The 6,938-nt window shown below is 44.6% G+C and carries 7 protein-coding genes; 3 read left to right on the top strand and 4 right to left on the bottom strand.

The features are described 5' to 3' along the window. Window positions 1–91: 91 nt before the first annotated feature. Window positions 92–1,189: a glutamate 5-kinase gene (proB, locus tag QUB12_RS26300; RefSeq protein WP_333309141.1), complete on the top strand. Its 1,098-nt coding sequence runs from the start codon at window positions 92–94 to the stop codon at window positions 1,187–1,189. Window position 1,190: 1 nt separating this feature from the next. On the opposite strand, the gene QUB12_RS26295 is transcribed toward proB, so the two are convergent. Then, window positions 1,191–1,949, bottom strand: a complete 759-nt coding sequence (locus QUB12_RS26295; RefSeq protein WP_333138670.1) for a hypothetical protein — start codon at window positions 1,947–1,949, stop codon at window positions 1,191–1,193. Window positions 1,950–2,739: 790 nt separating this feature from the next. On the opposite strand from QUB12_RS26295, the gene ndk reads away from it, so the two are divergent. Next, window positions 2,740–3,189: a nucleoside-diphosphate kinase gene (gene ndk, locus QUB12_RS26290; protein WP_333105548.1), complete on the top strand. Its 450-nt coding sequence runs from the start codon at window positions 2,740–2,742 to the stop codon at window positions 3,187–3,189. Window positions 3,190–3,666: 477 nt separating this feature from the next. On the opposite strand, the gene QUB12_RS26285 is transcribed toward ndk, so the two are convergent. Continuing rightward, entirely contained in the window at window positions 3,667–4,413 is a 747-nt protein-coding gene (locus QUB12_RS26285; RefSeq protein ID WP_333138668.1) for a creatininase family protein, read from the bottom strand. Between the two features lie 533 nt (window positions 4,414–4,946). Here QUB12_RS26285 and QUB12_RS26280 point away from each other — a divergent pair. Next, entirely contained in the window at window positions 4,947–5,687 is a 741-nt protein-coding gene (locus QUB12_RS26280; RefSeq protein ID WP_333138666.1) for a response regulator transcription factor, read from the top strand. A gap of 126 nt (window positions 5,688–5,813) precedes the next feature. On the opposite strand, the gene QUB12_RS26275 is transcribed toward QUB12_RS26280, so the two are convergent. Further along, a complete protein-coding gene (locus QUB12_RS26275; RefSeq protein ID WP_333309139.1) occupies window positions 5,814–6,065 on the bottom strand; it encodes a hypothetical protein in 252 nt (83 codons plus the stop codon). Continuing rightward, window positions 6,062–6,817: a 4'-phosphopantetheinyl transferase superfamily protein gene (locus QUB12_RS26270; protein ID WP_333309137.1), complete on the bottom strand. Its 756-nt coding sequence runs from the start codon at window positions 6,815–6,817 to the stop codon at window positions 6,062–6,064. Before QUB12_RS26270 ends, QUB12_RS26275 begins: the two co-directional genes overlap by 4 nt. Window positions 6,818–6,938: the final 121 nt, after the last annotated feature.

The following is a 6,938-nucleotide window of genomic DNA, read 5'->3' as shown; positions in this document are numbered from 1 at the left end:
AACAGTCAACAGTCAACAGTCAACAGTCAACAGTCAACAGTCAACAGTCAACAGTCAACAGTCAACAGTCAACAGACAACAGACTAAAACTATTGTTGTTAAAATTGGAACTTCGACTCTGACTCGATCGACTACAGGAAACTTAGCTCTTTCAACTATTGCTGCATTGGTCGAAATTTTAGCTGATTTGCGGCAGCAAGGCCATCGAGTAGTTTTGGTTTCTTCGGGTGCAGTTGGGGTTGGCTGCGCGCGCTTGGGTTTGACGGAACGCCCGCGAAACATTGCTATGAAACAGGCTGTGGCGGCTGTGGGCCAAGGGCGACTGATGCGGGTGTACGATGACTTGTTTACTACTCTACAACAGCCGATCGCTCAAGTATTGCTCACCAGGGGTGATTTAGTGCAGCGTAATGGTTATGTTAACGCTTGCAATACTTTTCAGCAACTGCTCAGGTTGGGCGTGATTCCGATCGTCAATGAAAATGATACTGTGGCGGTAGACGAGCTTAAATTTGGTGATAACGACACGCTTTCGGCGCTAGTAGCGAGTTTGGTAGAAGCAGATTGGTTGTTTGTGCTCACAGATGTCGATCGGCTGTATTCCGCTGATCCGCGCAGCAATCCCGACGCGCAGCCGATCGTCCTAGTCCAAAGTATGGCACAGCTAACAGAATTTCAGGTGCAAACAGGAGATTCCCGCAGTGGTTGGGGAACCGGCGGTATGGTGACAAAAATTGAAGCGGCGAGAATAGCAACTGCATCGGGAGTGCGGACTGTCATCACTGACGGCTGCTTTCCTGGTAATATCGAGAAAATACTCAACGGAGAGTCGATCGGTACTCAATTTGAGCCTCAACCGCGCCCTGTAAACGCTCGCAAACACTGGATAGCTAACGTGCTAATTCCGGCAGGAAAACTATATTTAGATGCGGGTGCTGTCAAGGCAATTTCCCACGGCGGAAAATCGCTTTTAGCTGCGGGTATTGCTCAAGTAGAAGGAGAATTTCAAGCTGATGATTCCGTGCAGTTGTGCGATGCTGCCGGCAAGCAAATTGCTAGAGGGCTTGTGAATTATAGCAGTTTAGAATTGAGACAAATCCAGGGCTGCAAGTCAGAGAAAATTGCTGAGATTTTAGGCTATGCCGGCGTAGAAACGGCGGTACACCGAGATAATTTAGTGATTGTTTAAACTAACAAATATCGAGACAGTCGATCGGGCAATGAGCGAAGGTAGAAATTGAGGATATTTGCAGCACAGTCTTGCAAGAATTTGTTTGGCTGTGTTGGAATAGCTCGTTCATCGCTTCTGTAAACAGTTCAAATACATTTTGTGCTAATTCTAAAGCTGCTTGGCATTCCGCATTAGTAAGTTTGATCTCTGCTAAAACTTCCAACATCTCTGGCGTGTTTAAAAGGTGATAATTTTCTAAACCCCCATAACCTCCTCCAAAATCAACATATTCTTTTTGGGTAACTTGCTGTAATTCCATTACCACTGCAAGCGCCGCCTCAAAAAAAACTTTTGCCGTTCCTTCGAGGACTTCCACTAACACCAGTTTCTCAATGGGAGAGGCTTTCCAAGCGTAGCGTTCAAGCACTGAACAGAGCGATCGAGTTTTTTTAGTTTCTTCACCCCAAAGCAGTCTGAAGTCGCCGTAACTCATTAATTGGTTTAAGCCTAGTTCCTCTAGGTATTCTAGATAGTCGTGCCAGTAATAGTTTTTTTTATATGTATATTTATTAATTAGTTCCTGAACTTTGCTATTACTAGAAGATTCTCGCAATACATATTTATTTAAATCGCTCAATCCCACAGCCAAAGGAGCGAGTACAGGTGCAAAAATTAGTCGTTGATTCGCGTGGATGTGTTTATTGGCTAGAAAGTCAAATAAGGGCAATTTTGCAAACTCTTGCTTTTTGGGTTCAATGAATGCTACAATGGATTTCATACTTTTTTCGTCTGAATGGTGGCTGTCAAGATAATCTTCATACCTCTGTTAATTATCTATATTTTTGACACTAAATCATTGTGTTTATTATCATACATATTTGTATTTGAGATCATAGGTAAGAGTGTTTGCAGTCACAGCAAATTGTGACTGAAAGCATCCAGGATACAAGCCCCCGGATTCATCCGTGGAAAAATAAAAAACCTGTATCCGATGAAACTTGCCCCCCGAATTGATCCGTGGGGTCAATACTTCAATTCTAAAATCTAAAATCTAAAATCTAAAATCTAAAATCGATTGACTTGTATCATATTGTGCCCGAAGTTCGAGCATCTTGTTCCCTAGAGATAAAATGTTCTACATTTAAATTGCATATTTCGGGCGTTGCTTAAAGCCACCCCACAAGAGTTTGATTATTTATTGACCGATAATTTAAAGACTGATTAACTTAATATAGGCAAATGATAATTCTGCTCGAACTCCTAAAAAATGCTGTTTACAAAATAGGGATGCTCCCGGCAAATCAGTCCTAGACGCATAGGAGTCTCCCAACCAGGTTTCTTCGGAGATTCATCGCTGCTCAACAAAAATTTTTCTGAGAAACCCGGTTTCTTTAACCATTGGTTTTATTGGTTCTTCCCTCTTTTCTCTTCCCTCTTCTTATTCCTTCTTCCTTCTTCCGGCGGCCATCAGCCTCCAAATGACAATTTCCAATTCTCAGAATTGCCTTTAGGTGCGTTGTGAGTTACTCTATCTTTTGGATCAGTTAACACAATTATAGGAGTTAATCTTGGAACGGACTTTTTTAGCGATTAAGCCAGACGGCGTACAACGCGGACTCGTCGGCGAAATTATCGGTCGTTTTGAAGCCAAGGGCTTTAAGCTAGTTGGTATGAAGCTAATGACGGCGAGTCGCGAACTAGCGGAACAACATTATGATGTTCACAAAGAAAAACCCTTCTTTGCTGGATTGGTAAACTTTATCACTTCAGGCCCTGTAGTGGCGATGGTGTGGGAAGGCGACGGCGTTGTGGCGTCGGCGAGAAAAATCATTGGCGCAACAAATCCTCTGAATGCAGAACCTGCGACAATTCGGGGAGATTTTGCTGTCAATGTCGGCCGTAATCTGATTCACGGTTCTGATGCTGTCGAGACTGCCCGTGCGGAAATTAGCCTTTGGTTCAAGGAAGAAGAATTGAGTGCTTGGACACCTTCTTTAACTCCTTGGATTGTGGAATAGTTTTGATATTCTCCCGATTGATTAATCGGGAGATATAGCCTTTCTCAGATAGATGATATCGATTCCGGTTGCAGCGTCCGTAATTGTTGACTGTTGACTGTTGACTGTTGACTGTTGACTGTTGACTGTTGACTGTTGACAAGGGAAATATTTTACACCTAATTTCCACCTCCCAGATTCATGTGTGGAGTCAAATCTAAAATCTAAAATCTAAAATCTAAAATCTAAAATCTAAAATCGACTGACTGTTGACTGTTGACTGTTGACTTGCTGTCAAAAAAATGAAATTTGCGCCAATTATTTGTTGGCCGCTTGATTCGACTTTACGCCCGATGAATCGCCGATTTGAGATCATTCCGCCGCAGCCGGAATTGATATGAAATATCATGTGGCTGACTCACTCATCACCGTAAAATATAGAATAGTTTGAGATTTCTTCTAGTTACCAGGAGTTTCTTGATAACTAGAAAAAAAACGTTAATCGGAACTTAAAAACTCCAAATAATTATTAGTCAATTCTTTGACTGCTAATTCGTAAAACTGCTGACCTTGTTCGGGGGTTGCTAAGCCCGGATTTGAGCCCATTCTCCCGTCGGGAAATCGGCGGCGGAAGTCAGCAGCACCGAAAATTTTGTGCCCGGAAGCGACTTCTTCCGAAAGCGGAGCTTGCTTGATTGCTTCTGGATAAAGGTACTGGGTTAAGGCGATTTCGCTGGGGGTGGCGTGGGAACCTTCTTGGTTTCCGTACAATTCTTTTGCTAGTTTGTAGACTGAGCCGCACATGAACCAGTTGCCGATTTGACACTGGATTCGATCGGCATTCGGTAAATTTAAGTCAGACAAATGCGCGTAAGTCTCGGAAAATGCTGCTTTCATGGTGGCAATGTTGCCACCGTGACCGTTGATGAAGAAATATTTCTCAAATCCCGCTTTTGCCAAAGATGTGATGTAATCCCTGATTACCAGTATCAGCGTCTGCGGTCGGAGGCTGATTGTGCCGGGAAAGCTGGTGTGGTGCAAGGCCATCCCTACATTAATTGTCGGGCCGATTAAGGCATTGGCAGCTTCGCCGACACCGCGGGCGATCGCCCTGGCAGCAATGGCGTCAGTCCCGATCAAGCCGGTGGGCCCGTGCTGTTCGGTGGAGCCGATCGGGATAATTATGCCTCGGGAGCTTTCGAGATAAGCTTCTACCTCCGGCCAGGTACTCAAATGCAGCAACATGATAGGCAGTCTACATAATTTTTACTTGCTATCGTCGATCGTAGCCGGCACGGGAAGAAAAAGGAATTTGGAGCAACTTATTATTGTATTCTTAAAAAAAGCTCTACAGTGCGATCGCAACTTTACCGTTATATTACTTAACGTTAATAATTTAACCAATTGATTACCAAAATTTTACCTTTTAATAACCTTTTAAGAGTAGTATAACAAGCATATCCCTATAGATTGGGTGTTATGTGGTCAATTAACAGCGGGCAATGTTTTATGAAATTAACACCGACCCCGAAAAATGACCAGACTTCTGTGGCCTGGACACAGGCAGACAGCGCGGCTCCGGCAACTGCTCTACGGCTGTATTCCTTGCATGAGCAAGTAGCAAAGGTCGAGCGCGTGTCTGTGGGATGGACTGGCGAAGGATTCTAAGCGATCAAACAAATGGCGATCGTACAAACGATCGCAGCGCGAGAGTGCCTCAGCTACTGAAGAAGGTACCTCGCGCTAGCCACATACAAACATCACTCCCACTGATATTTATGTCTTCTGCTGAATTAAGCGAAAGTCCTTCAAGGTTGGCTGTTGGACAAGCCGGCCGTATCTTGTTATTGGAAGGTGAAGACCTGTTGCGGGAAATGCTAGCTTTAGCCCTTAAAGAACAGGGCTATGAGGTGGTGGTTACTAGCGACGGGCGCAATGCCCTGCCTTCTGTACAGGCTTCTTCGTCATACCACGGTGAATTTGCCTTCAACCTGTTAATTATGGATTCAATTAACGGTTTGGATCTGTGTCGAATGTTACGGCATCAAGGAAATCCCGTCCCTATTTTGATTATCGGTGCTAGAGGAAGTGCCAACAATTGCGCTTTTTACCTAGAAGCCGGATCGGATGATTATCTGACCAAGCCTTTTGGAATGCGGGAGTTTATCGCTCGCTGTCGGGCGCTGATGCGGCGCCAGCGCCTCAGTCGGTTACCGGAACCGAGGACGCTGCAATATAAGAGCATAACTCTGTATCCTGAAGAGTGCCGCGTGTTGGTTCGTGGTCTGGAAGTGAAATTTTCTCCTAAACAGTTTCGCTTACTAGAACTATTTATGAGTAATCCCCGGCGAGTTTGGTCTCGCGATCAGTTGCTGGAAAAAATTTGGGGTCAAGATTTTATCGGAGACAGCAAAACAGTTGACGTTCACATCCGCTGGCTGCGCGAAAAGTTGGAAATCGATCCGGGCCAACCGGAATATATCATTACGGTACGCGGGTTTGGCTATCGATTTGGTTAAATTATTAAATCAGTTGTAGAGTGGCAAATTGCAGTCGAATAGACAAATAAGGACACAACATTTTTGTGTCCTTATTTGTCTATGGAGGGTGTGCAATACAATAGCTTGGAGGTGCAACCAGTAGAGCTATTCCAGCGACTGTTGCCGTTCTCTTTTACCGTGGGCGATCGGTATAAACTCACATCTTGCCCCATTCTCAAGAACAGGCAAGATGCCTGTTCCACAAAGAGTGAATTTTCTGGTGGAAGAGGCATCTTGCGTCAGCAACAGGCAAGATGCCTGTTCCACAAAGAGTGAATTTTCTTTCTTGTGGAACAGGCATCTTGCCTGTTCATAAAAAGCTGATTGAGAATGGTGCAACATCTCAGTATAAATCAAAACTCCCCCGTCCACTCCCAACAATGAAGTTTCGAGCAATCTCCTGCAACCGCAACAGCCGCCACCATATCTGAACCGGGAAATAATTCAATTAAAGACCATCTCGATGCTTCTTCGGGGTTGTCTTCAACATTTAACAGCGCTGCAGGTTCTCCTGGTGCGAGGCTGACATCAAACTGATTCAGGGGAATAGAAAGTCCTTTGCCGACTGCTTTAATGTAGGCTTCTTTGCGAGTCCAGCAGGTGAAAAAAGCGCGGGGTTGGATCTGTTCAGGGAGCGAACGCAACACAGAGTGTTCTAAGGGTGAAAAAAACTTTTCAGCAATTTCCAGGCAAGAAAAGTTTGGATTTATGCTTTCAATATCGACACCAATATCTCGATTTTTGGTAATAGCAACTAGAGCCATGCTCCCTGAGTGAGACAAATTGAAACGCAGGGCATTTCCACCTTGTGCCGCGATGAGAAAGGGTTTGCCGTAGGGATTGTAGTCAAAGCGCAAAATGTGAGGATTTATGTTAAGATAGCGACTCAGAATCGCTCTGAGCGCGCCACGACTCACAATAAATTGCGATCGACCTTTGGGAAAGTGAAAACCCTCGGCTTTTGTCCGCTCATCGTTAGAGAGAGTCTGTTGTAAACTCTGCAAGCAAGATTCTGTTTGAGCCAGAGACACGCGCCAAACATGAATTTCGCCCAGATCCAATGTCAAGTCTAGCGGTGGGGAATTCCAGGAATCAAAAGCAGCAATCATGTATTTATCTTCTTTTCTGAGTCACCTCATCCAGCATTCCCAGAAACAGGCAAGATGCCTGTTCTACTTTGAGAAACAGGCAAGATGCCTGTTCTACTTTGAGAAAGAGGCAAGAGGGAGC

The organism is Microcoleus sp. B7-D4 (genome assembly GCF_036705125.1).
GTDB lineage: Bacteria > Cyanobacteriota > Cyanobacteriia > Cyanobacteriales > Microcoleaceae > Microcoleus.
This window is presented reverse-complemented; position numbering and strand designations above follow the sequence as displayed.